Source organism: Sedimenticola selenatireducens (genome assembly GCF_007625115.1).
In the GTDB taxonomy this organism is placed as follows: domain Bacteria; phylum Pseudomonadota; class Gammaproteobacteria; order Chromatiales; family Chromatiaceae; genus Sedimenticola; species Sedimenticola selenatireducens_A.
The window spans coordinates 13,160-38,983 of sequence record NZ_VMNH01000004.1 but is presented as its reverse complement, the minus strand read 5'-3'; the positions used below and the strand labels follow the sequence as shown (position 1 = coordinate 38,983).

Genomic DNA, 25,824 nt, shown 5'->3' with positions numbered 1-25,824 from the left:
AGTATTTTGAAGAAATCAGCATTTGTTTTCTTGGCCGTTTGTCTGTTCGGTCTGGTCTCACAGGCTACCGCCAGCGACTTTAAGGTTGGGGTGGTTGATCTGAATAAGGTTATGGAAAAATCTCCTCAGGCGGAAGGGATCAGCAATGCACTCAAAAAGGAGTTTCAGGCCAGAGATCAGGATTTGATTGCCAAGGCCAAGCAATTGAAACAGCTTGAAGATAAGCTGGCACGTGATGGTGCTGTAATGAGTGCAGAAGAGGCCAAACGGTTAGAGAATGATATACGAGCACGTCGTCGCAAGTTGACTACAACACGCGCTGAATTTCGTGAAGATGCCAATCTACGTAGAAATGAAGCCGTTAACCGCTTGTTAAAAAAGGTGGGTGAAGTTGTCACACAGATCGGCGAAGAGGCTCAGGTAGATGTGATCCTGACGGATGGTGTCGCCTATTTTAACAAGCGTGTTGATCTCACTGAAAAGGTCCTGCAGCGGTTGGAAGAGATCCATAAGGCTTCCAAATAAGTTTTCGGGAGAGCAGTGTGGCCTATCGTTTAGGTGATCTGGCAAAGCAGCTGGGCGTTGAATTGCTCGGTGATGGAGATACGCTCATCACTTGTGCCGACACAATTCAAGATGCCTCTCAAGGGGCCATCTGTTTTCTCGCTAATAGCAAATATCGCCACTATCTGAATGCAACTGCTGCATCGGCAGTGATCTTAACTAAAGAAGATGCTGCCAATTCTCCGATTGCCTGTTTGGTTACAGATAATCCCTACCTTACCTATGCGAAAGTGGCGTCACTGCTCTATCCTGTTGCTGCGATTGTTGGGGGTGTGCATCAGTCTGCTGTAGTTGCAGAGACTGCAAATGTTCATTCAACTGCCTGGATTGGTCCTTGCAGTGTGATTGGTGCAGGTGTTGAGATTGCGGAGGGTGTATCCATTGGGCCAGGCTGTGTGGTTGAAGAAAATTGCGTCTTAGATGAGGGCGCTCGTTTGGTCGCCAACGTGACCTTGTGTCATGGAACCCAAATCGGAAAAAGGGTTTTGATTCATCCCGGCGTAGTTATTGGAAGTGACGGTTTTGGAAATGCGAATGATCAGGGTGCCTGGTGCAAAGTGCCACAGATAGGTCGCGTACGAATCGGCGATGATGCTGAAATTGGTGCCAATACAACTATTGATCGGGGTTCTATACGGGATACAGTGATCGGTGTGGGTGTCAGGCTCGACAATCAGATCCAAATTGCTCATAACGTGAAGATCGGTGATCACACGGCCATTGCAGGATGTGCCGGCATCGCGGGCTCAACAACCATAGGTAAGTATTGCACACTGGGTGGTGGTGTGGGTGTTTCGGGTCACCTTGAGATTGGTGATAACGTCCATTTTTCCGGGCAAACATTGGTCACCCGGTCGTTTAAAGAGCCTGGGTACTACAGCGGTAACTTACCGGCCGTCCCAAATGGTGAGTGGCGAAAAACAGTAGCCCGGATTCGACGACTAGAGAATACGATTCAACGGCTGAATAAACTCGAGCAACAGGTTTTTTCACAAGATAAGTGCGATTCTGATGAATCATCCTGAGCCTTGAACGGCTCAAATTGATTTATTTTGCTGTCTTTACCTTGATCCCTGAACGCTTATGGCGGCGGGGGCAGGAGGAGTATTTTGAGTACAATGGATATCAACAAGGTGCTGACGCTCTTACCGCACCGTTATCCCTTTTTATTAATTGACAGGGTACTTGAATTTGAGAAGGATAGTCGTTTGCTGGCGTTGAAAAACGTGACCTATAATGAGCCGTTTTTTAATGGACACTTCCCCATCAGACCAGTAATGCCAGGCGTTCTGATTGTCGAGGCTATGGCACAGGCAACAGGTTTGCTGGCTATGGAATCTAATCCCGAGACGGTTAATGAAACCACCGTATATCTGTTTGTAGGGATAGATAAGGCGCGATTCAGGCGGCCTGTTGAGCCTGGTGACCAGCTTATGATCGAAGTGAAACAGAACGCCATCAAGCGGGGGATAGGCGTATTCTCATGTACGGCAAAGGTAGATGGCCAGATTGCCGCTACAGCTGAAATTATGTGTACTGCACGGGATTTTGCTCCTTGATAGATTCTAAGGCTTGCATCGATCCAGCCGCCGAGCTGGATGAAGGCGTTACTGTAGGACCTTTTACAGTTATTGGACCTGGCGTGTGCATTGGAAAGGGCACCACTATCGGTTCCCATGCCGTCATTAAAGGCCCGACCATTATAGGGGTCGATAATCGGATCTACCAATTTGCTTCGGTTGGCGAGGATCCGCAAGATAAGAAGTATGCCGGTGAAGATACGCGCCTGGAAATTGGTGATCGTAATGTCATTCGAGAATTCACCACCATCAATCGGGGTACAACTCAAGACGCGGTTGCAACCAGAATTGGCAACGATAACCTGTTGATGGCTTATACCCACGTTGCACATGATTGCCAACTGGGTAATCAGGTTATTCTGGCAAATGCGGCGTCATTGGGCGGACATGTCACGGTAGATGATTGGGCAATACTCGGCGGTTTCAGCATGGCGCATCAATTTTCTCATATTGGTGCCCATAGCTTTTGTGCGATGGGTTCTGTCATTAATAAGGATATTCCGCCCTACGTTACTGTAAGTGGGCATCCGGCAAAACCCTATGGTATTAATTCAGAAGGGCTCCGTCGTCGTGATTTTTCTGCTGAAGCTATTCAACAAATAAAGCGCGCTTATAAGATTATCTATAAACAGCAGAATACCGTTGAAGAGGCCATTTTACTGCTTCGTGAATTGGCAGAAGAGTGTCAAGAGATAGATCGCTACATTGCCTTTCTGGAGGCGAGTGATCGCGGCATTGTGCGGTGACAGTTTTTTGTCTGCATTTAGGTATAGATCCTATATATTAGCGTGTCACAAAGCCCTGTCAGGCTCACATAATAAAGATAGCTATCATGTTGAAAATTGGGATAGTCGCCAATGAGCCTTCGGGCGATCTATTGGGTGCCGGGGTGATTCGTGAGATACGCGAACGGTTTCCCGATGCTCAGTTTGAAGGGATTGGTGGCCCCTTGATGATAGCGCAGGGTTGTCGAAGCTTCTACCCAATGGAAAAACTGTCAGTCATGGGGCTGGTGGAGGTCCTGAAACACCTCCCTGAACTACTGTCGATACGCAAAAGGCTTATTAGCCACTTTACTCAAAATCCCCCAGATGTCTTTATTGGGGTCGATGCCCCCGATTTTAATCTTGGGCTGGAATCGGCACTCAAAAAGCATCAAATCCCAACAGTTCATTACGTCAGTCCAACTGTGTGGGCTTGGCGGCCAAAGCGGGTAAAAAAAATACGGGCTGCCGTGGATCTTATGCTGAGCATTTTCCCGTTTGAAGCTGAGTTTCTAAAGCGGCATCAGATACCGGTGGCTTATGTCGGTCATCCACTGGCCGATGAAATCCCCCTCGAAAATGATCGTATGGCCGCCCGTGAATCCATGATGGTATCCAGCAAGCCGCATGTGATTGCTATTCTGCCAGGTAGTCGTTTGGGTGAAATACAAGCCCTCAGCGAAGTGTTTATCAAGACTGCGTTGTTGCTGGAACAGCGTTACCCAGATATCCATTTTGTGGTTCCGATGATCAACCAGCGCACGCATGATGCATTTGAGGCAATATTGAACCGAGTGGCCCCGGATTTGCCCGTGACTCTGGTTGAAGGACAGGCTCGCGGGGCGATGTTGGCGGCAGATGTGGTGCTGACCGCTTCGGGAACGGCTACCTTGGAGGCTATGCTGCTCAAACGGGCCATGGTGGTAGCGTATAAGTTGAATGCGTTGACCTACTGGATTGTTAAACGATTCAATCTGGTCAAAATACCTTATGTGGCGATGGCGAATCTGCTCGCTGATGAACCTCTGGCACCTGAGTTTATTCAAGATGCAGCAACGCCTGCTGCGCTGGCTGATGCAGTAAGTAACTTGATGGAATCTCCTGAACGTGTTCGCTATATAGAGCAGCGCTATTACCAGCTGCATGAATCGTTACAACAGGACTCAAGCCGCAAGGTGGCCGATGCCGTACTCAACTTGATAGGGGTGGTCGAAGATGCATGACCTGATTTTGGTTGCGGGTGTAGATGAGGTGGGACGCGGACCACTTGCAGGGCCTGTCGTTGCGGCCGCTGTGATTCTAGACCCAAATAATCCCATCAACGGGCTGGCAGATTCCAAGAAGCTGACCGAGAAACGACGGGAGATCCTGAATCTGGAAATAAGGGAAAAAGCCTTGTGTTGGGCTCTGGGGCGTGCAGAGGTCGATGAGATTGACCAGCTTAATATTCTGCATGCCAGTATGCTGGCTATGAAACGTGCTGTGGAATCTTTGTCGATGTTGCCTCACCATGCCTTAGTCGATGGTAACCGATGTCCCTCTCTCAGTTGCAGTTCTGAGGCTATCGTGGGTGGCGATGCCACCGTTCCAGCGATCAGTGCCGCTTCAATACTGGCTAAAGTGGCCCGGGATCGGGAGATGCTTGAGCTTGATTCAGTCTATCCAGGCTACGGATTGGCCAAACATAAAGGTTATCCGACCAAGGTGCATATTGAGGCGTTGCAGGCGATAGGTGTTTCACCTATTCACCGCCGCTCCTTTGGACCGGTAAAGCGGTTGCTGGATGTTTGAGTCAGTGCATTATTAGGTCATCTTTGTTTAGCTTTAACCAGAATAGAATAATACTTCAGCGCGTGCATCGGTTCTGAAAAACTGTCAGCTTCTAGGTTACAATACAACCACTATGACACCGGCTTTCATTCATCTTCGCGTCCACACCGAATACTCTCTGGTTGACGGGTTGGTGCGTATTAAGCCGCTCGTGGCAAGGGTGGCTGAATTAGGCATGCCAGCAGTAGCTGTTACTGATCAGTCAAATCTCTTCTCACTCGTCAAGTTCTACAAAGCCTCCATCGCCGCTGGCGTCAAACCGATCAGTGGTGTTGACGTCTGGATTCGTGATCCCGATGATGCAAATAACCCCTACCGCTTGCTGCTTTTGGTACAGAATCCGGACGGTTATAAGAATCTCACTTGTTTGGTCTCCAGAAGCTACCGAGAAGGGCAGCATCTTGGGAAAGCAATGCTGGAGCGAGAGTGGCTGACCCAGCAGAGTTGTAAAGGCTTAATCGCGCTCTCGGGTGGTAGGTCGGGTGATATCGGTCGTGCGCTGCTCTCTGAGAATTCATCGGAGGCGGAAAGTCGGTTAAGGCACTGGCTCAATATTTTCGGTGACCGTTTTTATCTGGAGTTGCACCGTACCGGGCGCGACGGCGATGAACGTGCTTTGCATGCCAGTGTTGCGCTGGCGATTAAGCTGGATATTCCGGTGGTCGCAACAAATGATGTCAGGTTTCTACATCAGGATGATTTTGAGGCGCATGAGGTTCGGGTCTGTATTCATGAGGGTCGAACGCTGGATGATTCCAGGCGACCCAAAAATTTCAGTCGTGATCAATATCTCCGGACCCCGGATGAGATGGCCGCCCTGTTCGCCGATATACCAGAGGCGTTGGAAAACAGTGTCGAGATTGCACGCCGTTGCAATATTGAGCTGATACTGGGTAAAAACTTCCTGCCTGATTTTCCTATCCCGGACGGGATGACCATCGAAGAGTATTTTTCGGTTCAATCAAAGCGTGGACTTGAACAGAGATTGGTCGTACTTCTGGACTCAGACGATCCTGAGTATAAGCAGAAGCGTAAGGTTTACGATGATCGACTCCAGGTAGAACTGGATGTCATTAACCAGATGGGGTTTCCTGGTTATTTCTTAATCGTCGCCGATTTTATTCAGTGGGCCAAGGATAACGGAATTCCTGTTGGGCCAGGTCGTGGCTCGGGAGCTGGGTCGATTGTGGCCTATGCCCTTAAAATCACTGATCTGGATCCGATTGAGCATGAACTTCTGTTCGAGCGTTTCCTTAATCCTGAGCGCGTTTCCATGCCCGACTTTGACGTCGATTTCTGTATGGATAATCGGGATAAGGTGATTGATTATGTCGCGCAAAAATACGGGCGCGATTCTGTCTCGCAGATCATTACCTACGGATCAATGGCGGCAAAGGCCGTTATCAGGGACGTAGGGCGTGTGTTGGGGCATCCCTATGGTTTTACCGACCGAATAGCCAAGATGATCCCGTTTGAGGTAGGAATGACCTTGAAACGGGCGTTGGAAGAGAGTGAGGATCTGGCTGCAGCCTACAAGGATGAAGATGAGGTTACTCAGCTTCTCGATATGGCGAAGAAATTGGAAGGGCTGGCGCGGAATGCAGGCAAGCATGCGGGCGGTGTCGTTATCTCTCCCGGCCTGCTGACTGACTTTACCCCACTTTATTGTGAGCCGGGTGGTGCGAATCTGGTCACTCAGTTTGACAAGGATGATGTCGAACAAGTGGGCTTGGTGAAGTTCGACTTTCTTGGATTAAGAACCTTGACGATTGTTGACTGGGCGCTAAAAACAGTCAACCGAAAGCGGAAGACTGAAGGTAGCGATCCTATCGATATCACGCTTATCCCCATGGATGATGCGGCGTCCTTTGCGCTTCTGAAAAGATGCGAAACCACAGCAGTATTTCAGCTCGAATCCCGCGGCATGAAGGAGCTGATTAAGAAATTACAGCCGGACTGTTTTGATGATATCACTGCGCTGGTGGCCCTGTTTCGGCCGGGTCCACTGCAGTCGGGCATGGTGGATGATTTTATTGCCCGGAAGCACGGACGTCAGGAGGTGGTGTATCCGCATCCTGATCTGGAACCTATATTGCGCCCCACCTACGGGGTCATTCTGTATCAGGAACAGGTGATGCAGATCGCCCAGGTGCTGGCTGGCTACTCTCTCGGGGGGGCTGATCTTCTGCGCCGGGCTATGGGTAAGAAGAAACCCGAGGAGATGAAAAAGCAGGGAGAGATCTTCCGTGAAGGCGCTGTTGCCCGCGGTGTAGATGAAGGCGTTGCCACCTATATATTTGATTTAATGGAGAAATTCGCCGGTTACGGGTTTAATAAATCGCACTCCGCCGCTTATGCGCTCGTCTCCTATCAGACGATGTGGCTCAAGGCACATTACCCATCCGCCTTCATGGCGGCTGTACTCTCTGCGGATATGGATACCACGGAGAAAGTGGTCACGCTGATTGATGAGTGCCGCAGCATGAATCTGGTGGTCAATCCGCCGCATGTTAACCATTCAGAACGTATGTTCACGGTGGGTGAAAACAGTTCCGTGATTTATGGCCTGGGGGCTATTAAAGGGGTTGGTGAGTCGGCGATTGAAAGCATTATAGAGGCACGCCAGAGCGATGGGGAATTTGTGGATATCTTTGAGTTCTGCCGACGTATAGATCAGCGCAAAGTGAACCGGCGTGTTCTGGAGTCACTGCTCAAGGCCGGAGCCCTGGATGAGCTTGGCCCCAATCGGGCGACACTGATGAATCAGTTGCCACTGGCTCTAAAAATGGCCGAGCAGCATCATGCCAGTGCGGCAGCGGGCCAGGATGATCTGTTCGGTATGGCCGATCCTCAACCCAAAGCTGATGCGGATTGGCAAATGATCCCAGAGGATTGTGATGAGTGGGAGGATGAGATTCGGTTACAGGGCGAGAAGGATACCCTGGGGCTTTATCTGACGGGTCATCCCATTGATCGCTATGTGCCGGAGATGAGTGGACTTGGCGTCACGCGTATAGCCAATCTCTCACTGGAGGGTGGCGAAACCGCCAGCTATCAGCGTCGTAGCAAGCAGCGGGTACTGGTGGCAGGTTTGGCGCTCTCCGTGAGTCATCGCCAGACACAGCGTGGCCGCATGGGGAGCGTTGTGCTGGATGATCGAAGCGGTCGGATTGAAATTACGCTCTTCTCTGATGCCTACGAGACATTCAAAGATCTTCTGGTGAGCGATAAAATCTTACTGGTTGCGGGAAACCTGAATTATGACGAATACCGCGGTGGGCTAAGCATTCGAGTCGATCAGGTCATGGAGTTTGAACAGGCTCGGGGTGTCAGTGCGACCGCTTTACGACTCAATTGGGATCAGCAACTGATACAGAAACGGAATAGTACCCCGCAGGATTTTGCCCAGGAGTTGAGTGAGCTTTTTACACCCTATCAGGGCGGTGGATGTGATATTCAGATCGGCTTTAAGGGGCGTTCGGCGGGATGTGCCTTGATGTGCAGTGAGTCATGGCGGATTAATCCTACCGATGAGCTATTGCGCCAACTCTCTCGCCTGTTGGGTGCTGAATCTGTTGAGGTGATCTATTCAGGACGTAATCGGCAAGCTGAACGACAAGATGCGTCGGTTTCTGCCTGATAATACTTTTTGCACTGTGTGAGCGTGACACGGCCAATGATAAGAGATTGAACCACATAAATATTTACGATGATGACTGAAATTTATCATCATCCATTTAAACAGATGGATTGATAGATCCCGGTTTGATAATCCGGTTTGGTTTGCACCATCTGATCTGTTCTATCCGTTCTGAATCCGGTATATTTCCAAGATGGACTTGAACTTTCTAGAATTTGAACAACCCATTGCTGAACTTGAGGCCAAGATTGAAGAGCTGCGTCTGGTGGGCAATGATAATGAGATCAATATCCAGGACGAGATTACCCGTCTGGAGACCAAGAGTCGGACGCTCACCGAATCAATTTACCAGCATCTTAAGCCTTGGCAGGTTGCACAGGTGGCGAGGCATCCGCTACGGCCCTATATGCTCAATTATATTGAGTTGATCTTTGATGATTTCCAGGAGATGCACGGCGATCGTGCCTTTGCTGATGATCATGCCATCGTCGGCGGTGTGGCCCGTCTGGATGGTCGTCCGGTTATGATCATTGGTCATCAGAAAGGGCGGGACACCAAAGAGAAGCTGTTCCGTAACTTCGGCATGCCAAGACCTGAAGGCTACCGAAAAGCGCTACGTCTCATGGAGACGGCAGAGCGGTTTAAACTGCCAATACTGACCTTCATCGATACGCCCGGAGCCTATCCTGGCATTGGTGCAGAAGAACGTGGCCAGAGTGAGGCGATTGCCAAAAATCTCCTGGTGATGGCAGGACTCAAGACCCCAATCGTCTGTACCGTAATGGGTGAAGGGGGGTCGGGTGGTGCTTTGGCCATTGGTGTGGGTGACTGGGTGATGATGCTTCAATACAGCACCTATTCTGTGATCTCTCCCGAAGGCTGTGCCTCGATCCTCTGGAAGAGTGCAGACAAGGCCCCTCTGGCAGCGGAAGCCATGGCTATTACCTCGGATCGACTTAAAGAATTAGAGCTGATTGATGAGATTGTGCCTGAGCCACTGGGTGGTGCGCATCGTCACTCAGAAGTTGCCGCACAAAATCTTAAGGCCGCACTGCTCACCTCACTTCAGCGATTGGATGAGAAGTCCATTGAGCAGTTGCTCGATGAGCGCTATCAACGCTTGATGAGTTATGGTGCTTTCCAAAATTGAGTGTTCACCGGTTTAGAGCGATTGCACGCTATAAACCGGTTTCCTCAACTCCCAGCGTACTGAACCAATCTCCTGGAGTTCAACGCGGACATGTCATTCACCCCTGAAAGCCTGCTGGCTAAGCTGTTACAGTATCCAACACCGACTGGATACCTGGTGGCTTTCAGCGGCGGCATGGATTCCCATGTATTGCTGGATGCGCTGGCATCTATTCAGTCAAGCCTGGCAGCCCCTATTCGAGCTATCCATACTGATCATGGATTACAGTCGCAATCAGCCGATTGGACGATTCACTGTCGATCAATCTGTAGTGCCTATGGTTTGCCACTCACCGATTGTCAGTTGCGTTTGCAGCCGGTTACTGGCGAGAGCCTGGAAGCGCTGGCCAGGGAAGCCCGTTACGCTGCCATAGTCGCAGAGATGAAGTCGGGTGAACTGTTGCTGACGGCTCATCATCAGGACGATCAAGCGGAGACACTGTTACTGCAACTCCTAAGGGGTGCAGGTTTGAGTGGACTGGCCTCGATGCCAACTTGGAATGAATTTGCCCAAGGATATCATGCGCGACCGCTACTCAATTACTCACACAAAGAGCTGGAGGAGTACGCCAATCAGAAGGGGCTGTGCTGGATAGAGGACGGCAGTAATCAAGATACCACTTTTGATCGCAACTACCTGAGGCATGAAGTCATGCCGCTATTGCGTAGCCGCTGGCCTGCGATGCCAAAAACACTCTCCCGGAGCGCAAGGCATTGCGCCGATGCCGATCAGTTGCTGGATGACTTTCTAACCCAGCAGTTGAAGCAGATCCTCAATCCAGAGGATGGCACACTCGGTATTTCCGCATTGAGGGCGCTGCCAGCCCATCATGTGGGGCCTTTATTACGGACCTGGATAAAACGATCCCAATTTAATATGCCTGATACGGTCACATTGTCTCGGATAGCTAACGAAGTACTGCTGGCGGACGAAGATCGAAATCCACTGGTTTGTTGGTCCGGTGCTGAGGTGCGGCGATACCGGGACCGGCTCTATCTCATGTCGCCGTTGGAATATTTTGATGCAAGTCAGGCTCTTATCTGGAAAGGGGAGCGCATACTCAACCTTCCAGAGGGACTGGGTACGCTCAGAATCGGACAACAAGATAGCGAGATGTCGCCGATTTCACTACATACCGGTCAGTACAGAGTACGTTTTCGCCAGGGTGGAGAGTGGTGTCGCCCAGTGGGACGGGGGATAAAAAAGCGGGTGAAGCATCTGCTGCAGGAGCACAGAGTGCTACCCTGGATGCGTGAGCGCATTCCGCTGTTGGAGATCGACGGAGAAATCGCTGCCGTTATAGGAATTTGTCACTGTGAACCGCTAACACGTTTTTTTTCAGACCCTCAATTAGTTATCAATTGGGATTGCCCGCTCATCTGGCATCAATAGCCACTGGTCTTGAGCAATTAAATAATTCCATTAGAAATGCTAAAGTTTTAGCAGACTTGGACGACATTCCTCTACAGAGAAGTAATGAGCTGCCATGGACTCGGCTTGTTATCAGTCATAATTTAAAAATATTACGTGCTACTTGGAGCGAATGATGAAACAACAGGCGGGTTTTACTCTGATTGAGTTGGTGGTGGTGATCCTGATTCTCAGTGTCTTGGCGGCTACGGCGTTACCCCGGTTTATGAATGTACAAGATCAGGCCCATGAGGCGGCAGTGAAAGGTGCAGGTGGCGGGTTTGGTTCGGCAGTTTCGTTGGCCCATGCACAGTGGGTGGCAAATGGTCACACGGGTGCAGAAGTAGACCTGGCTGGTTTTGGTGATGACACAGTCGATACCAATGCAAATGGCTGGCCTGTCGGTACAGATGATGGAAATAACGTGAATAATGCCAATGATTGCAGGAGCATTTGGACTGGGATTATGCAGAATCCACCTTCGGTTACTGGTGCTACTTCTGATTATATAGTTACTCGTGCGGCACAAGTTTGCACCTATACATATCGTGCGATTAATACTATGAGTATTGTTTATAATGCCACAAATGGGGCCGTAACCGTTGACGCAATTCCTTAGTCAAGATCTGTCTCACCTGATGCGTCAATATAATCAAGCGTCGCGAAATTAGGTGTCGGAGTCAAATGGGATGCATTTGACTCCGACACCTTTGCAAATAAGACGCCTTGTGAATTGCCTCGAATCTCTATGTAAAAAATGCAGACTGCAATGCAACCATTTAACGACAAAATAAAACGGGCGCCCTTTGGACGCCCGTTTTTGTCTGTGAATGACGGGATTGGTGTAGTCTTTTGTAGGGTCGAACAGGGTCCCAATCCTTTTGTTCTAAGAAAACAGTCCGGTTTCACTCTGATCGAACTGGTCGTCGTATTACTGCTTATTGGTGTATTGATGGCTGTCGGTATGCCACGTTTTTTCAATCAACTGACCTTTCTTGAATGGGGCTTCAGTGACGAGGTCGGGGAGGCATTGCGCTTCAGTCAGAAGATGGCGGTTGCCACGGGTTGTGATACCCAGATTGCGATTGCAGTGGCGAGCTACCAACTCAACCAGCGCGTCAATTGTAACAGCGGGGCCTTTACCGTACCGGTCCGACTTCCAGGCAGTGATGCGACGGGTTATACGGGAAATGCACCGGGCAGTATCACCCTGACAGCAATCAATCTCTATTTTGATTCACTGGGCCGGCCGAGAAACAGCACAACAAATGCACTGCTGACAAGTGCGACGCCAATAGCTATTGGCACTCGCAGTGTCATCGTTGAACCTGAAACAGGGTATATACATTGATTATGCATAGCCCCATCAGGCAACGTGGCGTTACCCTCATCGAACTGGTGGTTTCGATTGTGATTCTCTCCGTGGCCACGGCTGGCATTATGATGGTCATGACTCAGACCACGCTTTCAAGTGCCGATCCAATGATCAGGGAGCAGGCGACGGCAATAGCCCAATCCTACATGGAGGAGATTCTGACTCAGCCGTTACTTAATCCCGGTGGCGGTGAAGTGAATGGGCCTGAGGTTGGGGAGATACGTTCCACTTATGACGATGTTTGGGACTATAACGGACTCACCAATAATGCCGGTGCCTTGGATCAAAACGGCAATGCGGTGCCAAATTTGCAGGGGTATAACATCGCTGTGCTGGTGTCGAGCGCAACTATTGGGACCGGTGCAGGTAGTCCTGCAGTGCGTATCATCGTCACCGTCACCTATGATGGTCTGGCGGGTATAAACGTCCCTGTGACGGCCTATCGGTTGAATTGATGGGTGATTTACAGATGATGACACAAGATAGAGAGACAGGCTTCACCCTCATCGAGTTGATCGTCGTGATTGTGATCAGTGGTGTCCTAGCGCTTGTGACGTCACAATTGATTCAGCGACCCGTTGAGATGTATCAGGACCAGTCCAGTCGTGCCCGATTGGTTGATCGTGCCGATACTGCACTGGTACGAATCAGTAGAGAACTGCGTGATGCCTTGCCGAACAGTGTGCGTATTACCTGCGGGGGAAGATGCCTGGAGTTTCTGCATGTGACCACGGGAGGGCGCTATCGCGCTGCACCGGTGACGGATCCGTTACGTCTTAGTTTTAATCCTGCAGATGGGGATAGCCGGTTTGAAGTAATGGGACTCTTGGTCGACAGCGGATTAATACAGACGGGAGCAGGCGTGAATGATTGTCGTAATCTCGCTGCTTCCTGTCTTGTGATCTATAACACGGGGCTAATTGGTAGCAATGCCTACAATATGGATAACGCAGCGACGATTACTGCGGTGAATACCGCCGGGCCAATCACGATTGATTTTAATAACGCGGGTATGACGGCCTTTCCGGCCAGCTCACCGGATCAACGGTTTTACGTTGTGGATACACCCATTACCTATCTCTGTGATCTTGCTGCAGGCACAATTCGCCGTTATCAGGGTTACTCAATTCAATCTTCACAGGGCGCTGTTGATTCTCATGCTGAGCTGGTTAGTTTGACTAATCCAGCGGAGAGCGCCCTGCTGATTGATCAGGTAAGTGCCTGTGATTTCAATTACAACCCTGGTACACCTACACGCAATGGTCTCGTTTCACTTGAAATAACGGTGCAAGAGCAGAGTGAATCTATCACCCTCATGCAACAGGCCCATCTGGCCAATATGCCATGAATAGAGATTGTTACAACCGCATAAGAATCAAACCAGGCCAGCGTGGTTTTTCACTGATCAGTACGCTGTTTATGGTGGTGGTGTTGGCGGCTCTGGGCGGCTATATGGTGCGGCTGAATGTTTCACAACATACCACCACCACGCTCTCCTTGCAGTCTGTGCGAGCCTGGTATGCCGCGTCCAGCGGGATGGAGTGGGCAGTCTATCAGATCAATACCAACAATAGTTGTCCTGCAGTTCCCAGCAATTTTACTATTGATGGGTTCGCTATATCCATGACGGGATGTAGCTCCTTTCCCGTAACTGAAGGTGCCAATAACTATACGCTTTATGATATTCAGGTTACGGCCAATCGGGGTACATACGGCACAACGGACTTTGTATCTCGCCGATTGCGGGCGACGGTAACGGGGAGTTGAGTATGTTAATTAAATCAGCATCCCATTTTTCAATGAGGCTCTCAAGGTTACTGAGATTACTCGTTGTATTTACCTTGCTCGTGTTGATTTCAGTTCCCCTGTCAATTCATGCGGCCACGCGGGTTGCACAGTATCATTTGGAAGATGCTGTATGGACGGGGGCAGCGGGTGAGTTAAAAGATTCGGCGGGCTATGTCAGTGGTCCTTACAATGGGCAGGCCATAGGTTCATCTCTTCCATCACCTTCCACAGCAGGCCCAGTCAGCGCGAGTGACCCCGGTACTTGCGGTTATGCCATTATGCCGGGATCAACCAACAACGGGGGCGCTTTCACAATTTCGGGCCTTCCCCTGTCAACGGTCAATGGTGCGAAGACGAGTGTGGCGTTCTGGATGTATTGGGATGGCACAAATTCCGTAATGCCGATCGGCTGGTATATGCATGATCTCTGGTTGACCGGGGGACACTTTGGATTCAATACGGGCAATGGTGATCTCTTTGGTACCTCATCTTCGGGTCTGGCCAATGGTTGGCATCATGTTGCGGCGGTTTTTACCAACGGCAGTGTAACCGGTAACAAGCTCTATATTGATGGTGTGGATCAGGTTCTCTCGCAGCGTCAGTCTACACCTAATAATTCACGTGCAGTGGTCTCAACAACCCTTCGTATCGGCGGTTGGCAGGTGAATAACAGCTATCGTTTTACCGGCCGTATTGATGAAGTCAATGTTTATGATGGTGCTGTTACTGCAGGAGAAGTGGCGGCGCTTTACGGTGAAACGCACGCCTGTCCGGTACCACCCATTAGACCCATGGCAGAGTGGCGTTTTGATGAGCTTGCGGGGAATACAGCCTTTGATGAAAGCAGTAATGGCTATCATGGTACGGCTGTCGGCAACATAACGGTTGGAGCAACCGGTAAACTCTGTTCCAGCTTTAGCTATGCAGGCGGGTATGTGAATCTTCCTTCCTCATTTCCTAATCATACATCAGGCGTAACCATCACAGGTTGGTTTAAGCCCACGGATGTCTCGACACCGGGACAGCGTATATTTGCGGACGATGAGAATAATACCGGTGGCTATGCTGTCAGTCTCGGTGATGGTGGTAGAGGTAAGGTACGCTTTTTCTCACGTGGGCCACGTCCGGTAAGCCTTGACTCTCGTCCGGTGTTAACTGCAAATAACTGGTACTTTGTTGCGGCAGTAGCCGATACCACTACAAAAATGAAGTACCTATACCTGTATGATGCGGCCGGTAATCTTCTGGATAGTAGATCGCAGAGTTGGTCACGGACTTGGGGGAGTGATACGGGCGTCCCCTCCGTAGGTGGTGAAACAGATGCCAGTGCTGAATCCAGTTTTCGTTTTCAGGGCGAGATTGATGAGTTGCAGGTTTTTAATGTGCCACTCTCGTCAGCAGAAATTGCCACGGGATACAGTAATCAAAACAGCGGTAAAAACTGGGATGGCAGTGCACGTTCATGTCCGGTGTTGATTGCCGAGTACCGTATGGAAGTGGGTGGATGGAGCGGTAGTGCCGGTGAATTGAAAGATACGGCGGGTTATGCCGGCGGTCCTTTTGACGGACAAGGCATTGGCACACCCATTCCCTGGAAATCAACGGTTGATCCTGCGAAAACAGGCGATCCTGGTACCTGCGATTATGCCACGCTATCAGGTTCAACAAATAATGGGGGTGCTTTCACCATTCCTGGTCTTCCTGTATCGGTCGCCAATGGCGCACAAACCAGTGTCTCGTTCTGGATGTACTGGGATGGCGGGAATTCCGTGATGCCACTGGGCTGGAATTATCACGACCTTTGGTTTATCAACGGAGATTTTGGTTTTAATACGGCGAACAGTGACGTTTATGGTATCTCCTCAGCAGGTCTGGCCAATGGCTGGCATCATGTGGTGGCGGTTTTTACTAACGGTAACGTCACTCAGAATAAACTCTACATTGATGGTATCGATCAGACCCTGACTCAGCGTCGTAGTACGCCAAACAATAGCCGTGCAGTAGTGTCCAGTACACTGCGCATCGGTGGTTGGCAGGCGAATAACAGCTACCGTTTTTCAGGACGCATTGATGAGGTCAAGGTCTATAACTCAGCCGTTACGCAAGCCCTGGTAACGGCGCTTTACAATGATACCCATGCCTGCCCTGTGGCGACACCTCCTGTGTTGGTTGGGCTGTGGCGATCTGATGAGAGTGAATGGGATGGTACCGCTGGTGAAGTGGTGGATGACAGTGGGTACGGTCACCACGGAACTTCAGTGAGTGGCGCCAATACCTCCAACACTTCTGCTGCCCGTGCGGGTGATCCCGGTACCTGCAGTTATGGCCTTTATGATGGGGTGAATGATTTTGTAACGGTTCCACATACCAATGCACTCAACCCTGACTCATTCTCAGTCTCGCTCTGGGCGCGGGTGGATGGTGGATCAGGGACATGGCGTTCGCCCATTACTTCACGAGGTTATTCTGGTTCCGACCGGTATGGTTATAACCTCTATGCTGGTACAGATAATCGTTGGCAATTCTGGACAGGAACAGGAGGAACGGCGGGAAACACCTGGAATATATTGTCAGGCCCTGTGGTGACGAATGGTTGGACCCATATTGTCGCGACTTTTGAGAAAGGCAGTGATGCGGGGTCTGGCACTTGGCGAGGTATCAAGCGACTTTACATCAATGGCGCACTCGTCGCTACGAATGCAAATGCCTACTATCGACCGATGAACAGTGGCTATACCGCCAACCTGACTATCGGGGCAGGTAACCAAAATGGATCTTCTTATCGATTTAATGGCGCGGTGGATGAAGTTAGAGTTTATAAAGGAGTGACTGATGCAAGTGCTGTCTCCGCCCTCTATGCGGAGACACATCCTTGCCCTGCTTCAACGGATGCCTTTGGCTTTAACTGTATAGAGAGTGGCGATAATGCACTAACGGGTCGGCTCTACACCAAACTGGTCGGGCAACCGTTTACGATTGAAGTGGCGGCATTGAAGGATGCTGACAGTGATGGTACCGCCGATGCGGTGGAAACCGATTTTGCCAATGATGCGGATCGTACTGTCACCGTCGAGTTGATCGATACCTCAACGCCGACGGCTTGCGCGGCCTATCCTATATTGTCACCTGCGGTTAATCAGAGCCTGCTGTTCAGTGCGGCGGATACTGGACTAAAAGCCTCCGCGCCTTTCACCGTCAACAAGGCATACCGCTCTTTAGGGTGTCGCGTTACGGACAGCACCACCGCAACGCCGGTAGTCGGTTGTTCAACGGATCAGTTTTCTGTGCGACCTTTGGCGATGAGCTTGAATTCGCCCGTGTTGAACAACGGTGGTAGTGGTGGTACGCCTACAGCGGTGGCGGGGAGTAACTTCACGCTGGAGGCTGATACTGATGATGGCTATGACGGAACGCCGTTGATCGACAGCAGTAAGCTGGATGCCCATACGGGCGCTGTTGCTGTTGGAACGTTGTCCGGTAGTTTCTCGGCGGCATCTCCTCTAAATGGAACGGCTAGTGGGACCGCGTTTACTTACAGTGAAGTGGGAAATTTCAGGCTGCTGACAGAAGGTCTGTTTGACGGTTCATTTACGGCCGTCGATCAGGGAAGTGATTGCACCAATGATTTTTCAAACAGTGTCGTTGGTGGAAAGGTCGGTTGTAACTTTGGAAATACCACGCCTTCCAACTGGGTGGGGCGTTTTATACCGGCAGACTTCACGCTGACTATTACTGATCAAGGTACACTGGAAAACAGTTGTGTGGCAGGTGGATTCAGCTATGCCGGTACACCCATTGGTTATGCAGCCTTACAGACGCCTTCTGCTACTATCACCGCCAGAAATAACGGTGGAGTAACGACGCAAAATTATACGGGTGCCTATAACAAACTCTCGACGACAGATATTAATATGCCGAATGTCACCACGGATGGAACCCAGTTGGGTGTGGATGGTGTGAATAAAGTCGGATTGAACTGGAATATTGGGGTGCCGTCCCTAGCCGACAACGGCGATGGGACACTCAGTTTTACCTTGATGGGTGATACGTTTGTTTATTCCAGAAATGTGAATGATTTAGTGGCACCCTTTACCAGTGATGTGGATCTTACCGTTCAGAGTATAACGGACAGTGATGGTGTTACAGGAGCCGGTCTGCCTCAGGCTTTCTCTCCCACGGGTGTTCCTGTTCGTTATGGTCGATTGGCGATGCAGAATGCCCAGGGTTCTGAGCTGCTTCCTCTGAATGTTCCACTGAGGGCGGAATATTATGATGGGAGTGCAAATGGGTTTGTTGCGAACGTCGCTGATGTCTGTACCCAGGTGATTGGACTATCACTGAACGACCTGGATGGGACGGATGGTTTGGATGCATCTACCGCACCCAGCAGAAATACTGCTATTTATGCCCCCGCCGCTATTGCGGGTGGGTATTCGGCCAGTGACCTGAGCGATGTTTCCCTACTGTTTGTTCACCCGCCTGTTGGGGGAGAATTCAACCTGAATCTGCAGCCACCCGGCCAGGGGAATACCGGCAGTGCCGATGTAGAAGTTGATGGACCCACATGGCTGGAATACAACTGGAGTGGTACGGTGGATGACCCTTCCGCCAAGGCAACCTTTGGCGTATTTGGTCGTCCCAGTTCACTCATTTATCAACGGGAAGCCTATTAGGCTTACTGGTGATGTGTGGATACGGCGGGCACGGCCCGCTCTATGGTCCTGATATAGGGCGCCCCGTGGGCGCCATGGGGTATCACGTGGAGGCGGGCACGGCCCGCCCTATGGTCTTGATATAGGGCGCCCTGTGGGCGCCATTGGCGTTACGGTTGCATGGGATGTGATTTTTTAGCAAAGTAATTCGGATCATGGAGGCATGGATGCCAAATTATAGACGGGACTATTCTGGTTGCACCTGGTTTTTTACCGTAGTAACCAAACAGCGCAGACGGTTGTTTCTTGATGAACATGCCAGGGCCTGTTTGCGAGAGGCGGTGTGGATATGTCGCGCACAATATCCCTTCCATATCGATGCCTGGGTAATACTCCCTGACCATCTTCACTGCGTTTGGACGTTGCCTGAAGGGGATAGGGATTATTCACGCCGTTGGGGCATTATCAAGCGGCGGTTTACCCAGCTGTTTGGCGGACAGTGCAGGTATGCGCTACCCTTTTGGCAGGAGCGGTTCTGGGCGCACCGTATTGATGGCGACTCTGATTACCGGCATCACATGGATTATGTGCATATCAATCCGGTGAAACATGGGTTGGTGAATTGTGTATCCGCTTGGCCGTGGTCGACATTTCACCAGTTTGTCAAATCGGCCTATTACCCGGATGATTGGGGCGGCAATATTGATATACCGAACGGCATCGGTAAAGAATAGTAGTGATTAAGCTGGATACGGCGGGCACGGCCCGCTCTATGGTCCTGATATAGGGCGCCCCGTGGGCGCCATGGGGTATCACGTGGCGGCGTTGTGCACTGCCCGCCCTGTGGAGTGTGTGTCGGGCATCAGCTGCGAATGGCCGATAGCCCCCCTTCAAGTACATCGACATCGAAACCTTCCTGACTCAACAAAAAGGCACAGGTAGCACTTCGTTGGCCCGAATCACAATAGACGATATATTTTTTGCGGCGATCAAGCTCAGGGATAGCCGCACGCAGTTGGTTTTGTGGAATATTAATGCTGCCTCGAATGCCATTGTGCTCAAACTCACGCCTGAATCGGACATCGATACGAATGGCGCCCTCTGCCGCCATCTTGATCAGGGTTGGATAGTCTATCCACTGCAAAAGCGGCGCTTCTAATAGGGCCAGAAAATCTTCTTTCGCCAGGCGCATCAATTTCCCATTGGACATCATTGATACATTGGCATTACGAACAGCGTCGGTAATTAACGCTTCTTCCCCAAAGCTGCTGCAGGGGCCTAACTCGGCAAGAATCACTTCGCCCGTATCAGAAGGTAGCGTCACCTGACAGCGGCCCTGTTTGATGACATAGTAATAATCTCCCGGGTCGCCTGCTTTAATAATCAGATCGCCCGCTTTGGCTGATATCTCCTCCATTTGGGCAAAAAGGCTTTGAATATTGGCAGCTGGCAGGCGTGTGAAGGCGGAGGTCTGTAGCATCGACATCATCCACTCACTCTCTTCGGCATTAGGTCCTTCACGCTTGACGGCATCTGCCGGGGTCGTGAACTCGGGGGAGAAGTGGCCCCAGGCCAGTAACCGATCAAGTAGGGAAGACTTAAATCGGACAACCGTGACTGATTGGGATACGGCCTCGCCCTTATAACGTCTCGGTTTGCGACTGGCGAGGGCATGCAGACCTCTATCTGATCCCGCTGAGACCCTAATTTCCTCTCCCTCAGCCGAGGTGAGACAGATCTCTCCCGACATCAAAAAGATGGTGTCAGGGTCATTGTCCCCAATGGAGAAAACTTGCTCGCCCTGAAGGTAGCGCTCAACGTGTGCCTGTTCAGCAAGATAGAGCAGATTGTCTTCATAAAGGGCGTTGACGGGTATCAGCGTTCGAAATTTATTAAGATCCAGATCCATAAGGCTAACCTGAGATTGGGACAAAATACGATAGGGTTACACTACGAGAATAGTACGCAGGGAGCAAGGGTATTGATCTCAGAACGGATAAGGCCTGCAGTTTCCGTCAATCGCTATAGTAGTGTAATATTCGCCCTCCGTTTCATTCGAGGTGCAACATGCAGGATCTCAATCCTATCACCAATAAAATCAGCGAATTACGAGGGCGCTCTGAATCCCTCAGGGGGTATCTTTGACTACGAAGGCAAGCAGGAGCGCCTGACAGAAGTACTCAGAGAGTTGGAAGATCCGGCGATCTGGGGTAATCCTGAGTATGCCCAGACCCTGGGAAGGGAGCGTGCGTCCCTCGAAGCTATCGTTCTTACCCTTGATGTACTCTTTAATGGCTTGAATGACGCCGGCGATCTGCTGGAAATGGCGATCGAAGAGGGTGATGAAGATACTGTAGATTCAGTGATAGCGGATCTTGCGGGTTATGAGAAGCAGGTGTCCGAGCTGGAGTTTCGGCGCATGTTTTCTGGTGAGATGGATAGCGCCAACGCATTTCTTGATATTCAGGCCGGCTCAGGTGGTACAGAAGCCCAGGACTGGTCTGAAATGATCCTTCGTATGTATCTGCGCTGGGGCGAGCATAGGGGCTTCAAGACCGAATTGATCGAGGTTTCTCCGGGTGATGTCGCAGGTATTAAATCTGCCACGATCCGCTTTGAGGGTGAATATGCATTCGGCTGGTTGAGAACCGAGACGGGAGTTCACCGGCTCGTGCGAAAATCGCCTTTTGATTCAGGCAATCGTCGCCACACCTCATTTGCTGCAGTGTTTGTCTCTCCAGAGGTTGATGACTCGATTGAGATTGATATCAATCCGGCCGATTTGCGTATTGATGTCTATCGCGCCAGTGGGGCGGGTGGGCAGCACGTTAACAAGACGGAGTCCGCTGTTCGGATAACGCATAATCCAACAGGGATTGTTGTACAGTGTCAAAATGACCGGTCGCAACACAAGAATAGAGATCAGGCAATGAAGCAGCTCAAGGCCAAGCTTTATGAGCATGAGATGCAGAAGCGGAATGCCGACCAGCAGGTGGTCGAAGACAATAAGTCTGATATCGGCTGGGGCAGTCAGATTCGCTCCTATGTCCTGGATCAGTCACGTATCAAGGATTTGCGTACCGGTGTTGAAACGGGTAATACCCAGGCAGTCCTGGATGGCGGTCTTGATATGTTTTTAGAAGCTAGTCTGAAGAGTGGTCTTTGACAGCGAAAATGTAAAACGACGAGAAAATGGTCCAGGTGTTTAAGTAAACCCATCGACCTCCCTGAAATAAATAATGAGTTGTTACCATGAGTGAAGAGATCCTGGATGAGAACAAGCTGATAACCCTGCGCCGTGAGAAGTTGGCACAGATTCGCGAACGGGGTATCGCCTTCCCAAATGATTTTCGCCGGAATGTGGTTGCTGGAGAGCTGCATGCAGAATATGGCGAGAAAAGTCCTGAGGAATTGGAAAGCTTGGGTGTTCGGGTGCGTGTGGCAGGACGAATGATGAGTCGGCGCGTTATGGGAAAGGCGGCCTTTTCTCATCTGCAAGACATGTCAGGAAGGATTCAGCTCTTTGTACAGCGCGATACCCTGCCAGAGGGGTTTTACAACGAGAAGTATAAAAAAGAGTGGGATGTCGGCGACATCATCGGCGCAGAGGGTCAGCTGTTTAAGACCAAGACAGGTGAGCTTTCTGTTCGCTGTGATGAGATGAAACTGCTTACGAAATCGTTACGCCCCTTGCCTGAGAAATTTCATGGACTGACTGACCAGGAGCAGCGCTATCGTCAGCGCTATCTTGATTTGATCATGAGCGAATCGTCACGGGATACTTTTCGGGTGCGTACTCGAATGATCCAGTTCATCCGTAATTATCTGAATAAGAAGGATTTCATGGAGGTTGAAACCCCCATGATGCAGGCCATCCCCGGTGGCGCGACTGCACGTCCTTTCATGACACATCACAACGCTTTAGACATGCAGCTGTTCTTGCGCATCGCCCCTGAGCTTTATCTTAAAAGATTGGTAGTAGGTGGTTTTGAACGGGTCTATGAGATCAATCGCAACTTCCGTAATGAGGGGCTTTCTACACGGCATAACCCTGAGTTCACCATGCTCGAATTCTATCAGGCCTATGCCGATTATCGTGATCTTATGGATCTGACGGAAGATATGTTACGCGGCCTGGCGCTGGAGATTTTAGGCTCAACAACGGTTCAATATCAGGGTGAGCGTTACGATTTTGGCCAGCCGTTTGTGCGAATGACGGTAAAAGAGTCGATCTTGCACTTCAATCCTGAGATCAGTGAGGCGCAACTGGACGATTTGGAACAGGCGCGCGCACTGGCAGAACATCTCGGTATTCCGTTGAAACCAAGCTATGGTCTGGGTAAGGTGCAGATAGAGATCTTTGAGAAGACGGCAGAACACCGTCTGATGAACCCGACCTTTATCACCGCCTATCCGACCGAGGTATCCCCCTTGGCTCGACGCAGTGATGCTGACCCATTCGTGACGGATCGTTTCGAATTTTTTGTGGGTGGGCGTGAGATTGCCAATGGTTTTTCTGAGCTGAATGATGCAGAGGATCAGGCCGAGCGGTTCAGGATGCAGGTCGAAGAGAAGGAGGCGGGTGATGATGAGGCCATGCACTTTGACGCTGACTATGTTCGGGCGCTAGAGCATGGCCTACCACCCACAGCAGGAGAAGGTATCGGTATTGACCGTTTGGTGATGCTGTTTACCGATTCTCCCTCAATAAAGGATGTGTTGCTGTTCCCGCATATGCGGGCAGAGTAGGTTTAGACGGAACGAAAAAAGGGGCAGCGGAATAGCTGCCCTTTTTTGTTGGTGCAGGGTGGCGAATTACAAAAAGGCCCCTTGCACGGATTCGATATCTTCTGCTACACCCTCAATCTCAATCAGCTCAATTTCAGGATCAAGACCCACTTTCAAGAAGGCGGGAACCTGAAGCCAGTCCGCGGGAGAGGCGATCTGGTTTGAGTGCTGTGTCTGTAGACGAGCTACAATCACAATATCAACATAATCGGCCTTTGGACCACCGTCGTATTGCAGGTTACGCGATTGTTCAGCCGCCTTCACCAGCGTCTCATTAAACCCCCAGGTATTGAGGATCTGTACGCCTATGGCGGGAGTCAGCTCTTCAACCAGTTCGTCCAGTGCGGCTTCATCTTCCATCAGCTCTGGATAGGATTCTGCCCAGGTCAGGATAGGCAGCGCGCCAATATTATGGATAAGCCCGGCCAACATGGCCTGATCCTTGTCAAGATGGGTGATACTTTGTGCAAGGACACGGCTGATCGCTGCGACCTCTACACTTTGCTCCCACATAGTGCGCAGTCGTACATCCAGAGTATCTGAGGTGGCCTGGAAGATCTGCTTCATAGCCAGACTGACTACTAAGCTTCGAACCAGCTTGAAGCCCAATCGTGTGATGGCCATTTGAATGGTGTCGATAGTGACACGCCCACGATAAAGCGGACTGTTGGCGACCTGCAGTAATCGTGCGGAGAGTGCCGCATCAGTTGCTACCATGTCAGCAATTTGATGGGCCGTTACGTTTTCCTGTTCAACGGCATCGCGTACTCTGAGCGCCACTTCCGGTAGGGTGGGAAGGGTGATCTGATTGTTATTGATTGCAGTCTGGAGTGATTCAAAAAACTCAGCTTTACCAATCATATCGGCGGTTCAGTTCCTGTCTTTGAGTACACTCACAATGAGTGAGTCCCTGATTTTGTTGTTACCATTGTATCGGAAGATACTGGGGATACTTAAGTTGGATTTCCAACAGTTATTCATCAAATCCGTAAGGTAGCTCACCAAGCTTCAGCTTGGGCCCCTGTTCGCTTTGCAGGTGAAGATTATTCTCTTCAAAGCTTTTAATCTCAGCTACGGCCAGCAATTCAAAACCGCCGTGAGGAGAGGGTCTGGCATCTACCACTCTGCCCGCACCCTGTCCCGAATCACTGCCGGGAGCAAATAACTCATCACCCGGTTTGGGCTGTCTATCCGTGTCGACCGATGCCAGATACATGCGGCGTTTCAATTTACCCAGGTACTTCATGCGGGCAACTACCTCCTGTCCGGTGTAACACCCTTTGGTAAAGCTGACCCCATCGACCATCTGCATATTGGTCATTTGCGGAACAAAGGCATCTGCCGTCTCCTGATAAATAGTAGGGATGCCTGCCCGAATATCGAGCAGTGTCCAGTAATCGCTGTTTGCAGGTGACGCCTCTGCCGCCAGTGGCTTCCAGAGCGCGATCACAGCCGTAGGGCTGCCAATGATCATGAAGCGGGCGGGTGATCCGGGCATCCGGATCAAAACCATGTCGTTTTGCTGGGTAGTGTCACCGGGTTGGGCTGGAATCGACTTAAAGTGGTTTACCAATAGTGTTTCAGCACACTCACCGGCAATGCCGATGGTGACGAACTCGTCACTTGCGTTGGTCACCTTGGCCTTGGACATCAGGATAAACATGGGGAGTCGTTTAACGACCGTGCTGAGTGTCTCGTGCGGCATCTGCAGCATGTAGTCGCCCTGATACTGAAACACCCTGAAATTGGCCAGCATCCTTCCCTTGGGTGAGCAGTAAGCACTCAGTTGACTGCGGTTTTCAGTCACATCGCGGGTGTCGTTGGTGAACTGCCCCTGGAGAAAGGTCTGTGCATCCTCACCTGAAACCCGGATCAGTCCCAGCTGAGAGAGATCAAACAGGACGCAAGCCGGGTAGTGATCAGCGTTATCGAAACGGACTATGCCTTCATCGCTAATCAAAGCGGATTGCGATTCAAGAAAGCTTTTCCATTGGTTATTCATGTTGCTGGTTCCTCAGGTGCCTAATTGGGCGTCACTATAAAATAGGCTAATGTTATTTCTAGCTTAAATAAATCATTAAAAACAAATAATTAATAGTTAATATAAATGTATTGCATTAACTATTTGCTATTGCTCTCAAGTACATCACCAAAGAAGAAAGGGTACCATACCGGTTACATCGGGTCGCCACTCTGACTATATGGATTTATACTCACCGGCCCAGCGATACAGACAGGAAGGCC

At 50.5% G+C, this 25,824-nt stretch carries 21 protein-coding genes; 18 read left to right on the top strand and 3 right to left on the bottom strand.

Going from position 1 to position 25,824, the window contains the following annotated elements:
* Window positions 1-6 precede the first annotated feature (6 nt).
* The 16 genes from FHP88_RS02330 (at window position 7) to FHP88_RS02255 (ending at window position 19,526) form a co-directional block, all read left to right on the top strand.
* The gene (locus FHP88_RS02330; protein ID WP_186297567.1) at window positions 7-525 is read left to right on the top strand and encodes an OmpH family outer membrane protein; all 519 of its coding nucleotides are present in this window, start codon (window positions 7-9) and stop codon (window positions 523-525) included.
* A gap of 17 nt (window positions 526-542) precedes the next feature.
* A complete protein-coding gene (lpxD, locus tag FHP88_RS02325; RefSeq protein ID WP_144357382.1) occupies window positions 543-1,589 on the top strand; it encodes a UDP-3-O-(3-hydroxymyristoyl)glucosamine N-acyltransferase in 1,047 nt (348 codons plus the stop codon).
* Between the two features lie 93 nt (window positions 1,590-1,682).
* On the top strand, window positions 1,683-2,123 hold the full coding sequence (fabZ, locus tag FHP88_RS02320) for a 3-hydroxyacyl-ACP dehydratase FabZ (RefSeq protein WP_144357650.1): 441 nt from the start codon (window positions 1,683-1,685) through the stop codon (window positions 2,121-2,123).
* On the top strand, window positions 2,096-2,890 hold the full coding sequence (lpxA, locus tag FHP88_RS02315; RefSeq protein WP_420492988.1) for an acyl-ACP--UDP-N-acetylglucosamine O-acyltransferase: 795 nt from the start codon (window positions 2,096-2,098) through the stop codon (window positions 2,888-2,890). Before fabZ ends, lpxA begins: the two co-directional genes overlap by 28 nt.
* Before the next feature lie 86 nt (window positions 2,891-2,976).
* A complete protein-coding gene (gene lpxB, locus FHP88_RS02310) occupies window positions 2,977-4,131 on the top strand; it encodes a lipid-A-disaccharide synthase (protein ID WP_144357380.1) in 1,155 nt (384 codons plus the stop codon).
* Window positions 4,124-4,699, top strand: a complete 576-nt coding sequence (gene rnhB, locus FHP88_RS02305) for a ribonuclease HII (protein WP_144357379.1) — start codon at window positions 4,124-4,126, stop codon at window positions 4,697-4,699. The genes lpxB and rnhB overlap by 8 nt, the downstream gene beginning before the upstream one ends.
* A 112-nt stretch (window positions 4,700-4,811) precedes the next feature.
* Window positions 4,812-8,378 carry a DNA polymerase III subunit alpha gene (gene dnaE, locus FHP88_RS02300; protein WP_144357378.1) on the top strand — a complete coding sequence of 1,189 codons (3,567 nt, stop codon included), beginning with the start codon at window positions 4,812-4,814 and terminating at the stop codon, window positions 8,376-8,378.
* 193 nt (window positions 8,379-8,571) lie between these two features.
* Complete coding sequence (gene accA / locus FHP88_RS02295; RefSeq protein ID WP_144357377.1) at window positions 8,572-9,528, top strand: acetyl-CoA carboxylase carboxyl transferase subunit alpha; 957 nt, start codon at window positions 8,572-8,574, stop codon at window positions 9,526-9,528.
* 90 nt (window positions 9,529-9,618) lie between these two features.
* Window positions 9,619-10,959, top strand: coding sequence for a tRNA lysidine(34) synthetase TilS (gene tilS / locus FHP88_RS02290; protein WP_144357376.1), 1,341 nt, complete (start codon window positions 9,619-9,621; stop codon window positions 10,957-10,959).
* A 154-nt stretch (window positions 10,960-11,113) separates the two neighbouring features.
* On the top strand, window positions 11,114-11,596 hold the full coding sequence (locus FHP88_RS19435) for a prepilin-type N-terminal cleavage/methylation domain-containing protein (RefSeq protein ID WP_186297566.1): 483 nt from the start codon (window positions 11,114-11,116) through the stop codon (window positions 11,594-11,596).
* A gap of 150 nt (window positions 11,597-11,746) precedes the next feature.
* Window positions 11,747-12,328, top strand: coding sequence for a prepilin-type N-terminal cleavage/methylation domain-containing protein (locus FHP88_RS02280; RefSeq protein WP_186297565.1), 582 nt, complete (start codon window positions 11,747-11,749; stop codon window positions 12,326-12,328).
* Between the two features lie 2 nt (window positions 12,329-12,330).
* Window positions 12,331-12,807 carry a prepilin-type N-terminal cleavage/methylation domain-containing protein gene (locus FHP88_RS02275; RefSeq protein ID WP_144357373.1) on the top strand — a complete coding sequence of 159 codons (477 nt, stop codon included), beginning with the start codon at window positions 12,331-12,333 and terminating at the stop codon, window positions 12,805-12,807.
* Between the two features lie 14 nt (window positions 12,808-12,821).
* Window positions 12,822-13,700 (top strand): PulJ/GspJ family protein, encoded by an 879-nt coding sequence (locus tag FHP88_RS02270; protein WP_260843136.1) that lies wholly within the window; start codon window positions 12,822-12,824, stop codon window positions 13,698-13,700.
* Complete coding sequence (locus tag FHP88_RS02265; protein ID WP_144357371.1) at window positions 13,697-14,119, top strand: type IV pilus modification PilV family protein; 423 nt, start codon at window positions 13,697-13,699, stop codon at window positions 14,117-14,119. Before FHP88_RS02270 ends, FHP88_RS02265 begins: the two co-directional genes overlap by 4 nt.
* 2 nt (window positions 14,120-14,121) lie before the next feature.
* Entirely contained in the window at window positions 14,122-18,813 is a 4,692-nt protein-coding gene (locus FHP88_RS02260; RefSeq protein ID WP_144357370.1) for a LamG domain-containing protein, read from the top strand.
* A 206-nt stretch (window positions 18,814-19,019) separates the two neighbouring features.
* On the top strand, window positions 19,020-19,526 hold the full coding sequence (locus FHP88_RS02255; RefSeq protein ID WP_144357369.1) for an REP-associated tyrosine transposase: 507 nt from the start codon (window positions 19,020-19,022) through the stop codon (window positions 19,524-19,526).
* 128 nt (window positions 19,527-19,654) lie between these two features.
* On the opposite strand, the gene FHP88_RS02250 is transcribed toward FHP88_RS02255, so the two are convergent.
* Window positions 19,655-20,701 carry a cyclic nucleotide-binding domain-containing protein gene (locus tag FHP88_RS02250; RefSeq protein ID WP_144357368.1) on the bottom strand — a complete coding sequence of 349 codons (1,047 nt, stop codon included), beginning with the start codon at window positions 20,699-20,701 and terminating at the stop codon, window positions 19,655-19,657.
* Between the two features lie 158 nt (window positions 20,702-20,859).
* Here FHP88_RS02250 and prfB point away from each other — a divergent pair.
* A protein-coding gene (gene prfB / locus FHP88_RS02245; protein WP_144357367.1) for a peptide chain release factor 2 occupies window positions 20,860-21,958 on the top strand; the annotation gives its coding sequence in 2 pieces (ribosomal slippage) (window positions 20,860-20,934 and window positions 20,936-21,958; 1,098 coding nt in all).
* Window positions 21,959-22,044: 86 nt separating this feature from the next.
* On the top strand, window positions 22,045-23,541 hold the full coding sequence (gene lysS, locus FHP88_RS02240) for a lysine--tRNA ligase (RefSeq protein WP_144357366.1): 1,497 nt from the start codon (window positions 22,045-22,047) through the stop codon (window positions 23,539-23,541).
* Window positions 23,542-23,607: 66 nt separating this feature from the next.
* Here the strand turns inward: lysS and FHP88_RS02235 are convergent, their stop codons facing one another.
* Together FHP88_RS02235 and FHP88_RS02230 are read right to left on the bottom strand one after the other, a co-directional pair.
* Window positions 23,608-24,441, bottom strand: coding sequence for an HDOD domain-containing protein (locus FHP88_RS02235; RefSeq protein WP_144357365.1), 834 nt, complete (start codon window positions 24,439-24,441; stop codon window positions 23,608-23,610).
* A gap of 112 nt (window positions 24,442-24,553) precedes the next feature.
* A complete protein-coding gene (locus FHP88_RS02230) occupies window positions 24,554-25,582 on the bottom strand; it encodes a YgfZ/GcvT domain-containing protein (protein ID WP_144357364.1) in 1,029 nt (342 codons plus the stop codon).
* Between the last annotated feature and the right edge of the window lie 242 nt (window positions 25,583-25,824).

Bases quoted from the DNA above. Each gene is read 5' to 3' on its own strand.
- dnaE (WP_144357378.1), top strand. From the start codon at position 4,812: ATGACACCGGCTTTCATTCATCTTCGCGTCCACACCGAATACTCTCTG.
- FHP88_RS19435 (WP_186297566.1), top strand. From the start codon at position 11,114: ATGAAACAACAGGCGGGTTTTACTCTGATTGAGTTGGTGGTGGTGATC.
- lysS (WP_144357366.1), top strand. From the start codon at position 22,045: ATGAGTGAAGAGATCCTGGATGAGAACAAGCTGATAACCCTGCGCCGT.
- FHP88_RS02275 (WP_144357373.1), top strand. From the start codon at position 12,331: ATGCATAGCCCCATCAGGCAACGTGGCGTTACCCTCATCGAACTGGTG.
- FHP88_RS02280 (WP_186297565.1), top strand. From the start codon at position 11,747: ATGCAACCATTTAACGACAAAATAAAACGGGCGCCCTTTGGACGCCCG.
- FHP88_RS02230 (WP_144357364.1), bottom strand. From the start codon at position 25,582: ATGAATAACCAATGGAAAAGCTTTCTTGAATCGCAATCCGCTTTGATT.
- FHP88_RS02265 (WP_144357371.1), top strand. From the start codon at position 13,697: ATGAATAGAGATTGTTACAACCGCATAAGAATCAAACCAGGCCAGCGT.
- lpxB (WP_144357380.1), top strand. From the start codon at position 2,977: ATGTTGAAAATTGGGATAGTCGCCAATGAGCCTTCGGGCGATCTATTG.
- tilS (WP_144357376.1), top strand. From the start codon at position 9,619: ATGTCATTCACCCCTGAAAGCCTGCTGGCTAAGCTGTTACAGTATCCA.
- FHP88_RS02260 (WP_144357370.1), top strand. From the start codon at position 14,122: ATGTTAATTAAATCAGCATCCCATTTTTCAATGAGGCTCTCAAGGTTA.
- FHP88_RS02270 (WP_260843136.1), top strand. From the start codon at position 12,822: ATGATGACACAAGATAGAGAGACAGGCTTCACCCTCATCGAGTTGATC.
- FHP88_RS02250 (WP_144357368.1), bottom strand. From the start codon at position 20,701: ATGGATCTGGATCTTAATAAATTTCGAACGCTGATACCCGTCAACGCC.
- FHP88_RS02235 (WP_144357365.1), bottom strand. From the start codon at position 24,441: ATGATTGGTAAAGCTGAGTTTTTTGAATCACTCCAGACTGCAATCAAT.
- rnhB (WP_144357379.1), top strand. From the start codon at position 4,124: ATGCATGACCTGATTTTGGTTGCGGGTGTAGATGAGGTGGGACGCGGA.
- fabZ (WP_144357650.1), top strand. From the start codon at position 1,683: ATGGATATCAACAAGGTGCTGACGCTCTTACCGCACCGTTATCCCTTT.
- accA (WP_144357377.1), top strand. From the start codon at position 8,572: ATGGACTTGAACTTTCTAGAATTTGAACAACCCATTGCTGAACTTGAG.
- FHP88_RS02255 (WP_144357369.1), top strand. From the start codon at position 19,020: ATGCCAAATTATAGACGGGACTATTCTGGTTGCACCTGGTTTTTTACC.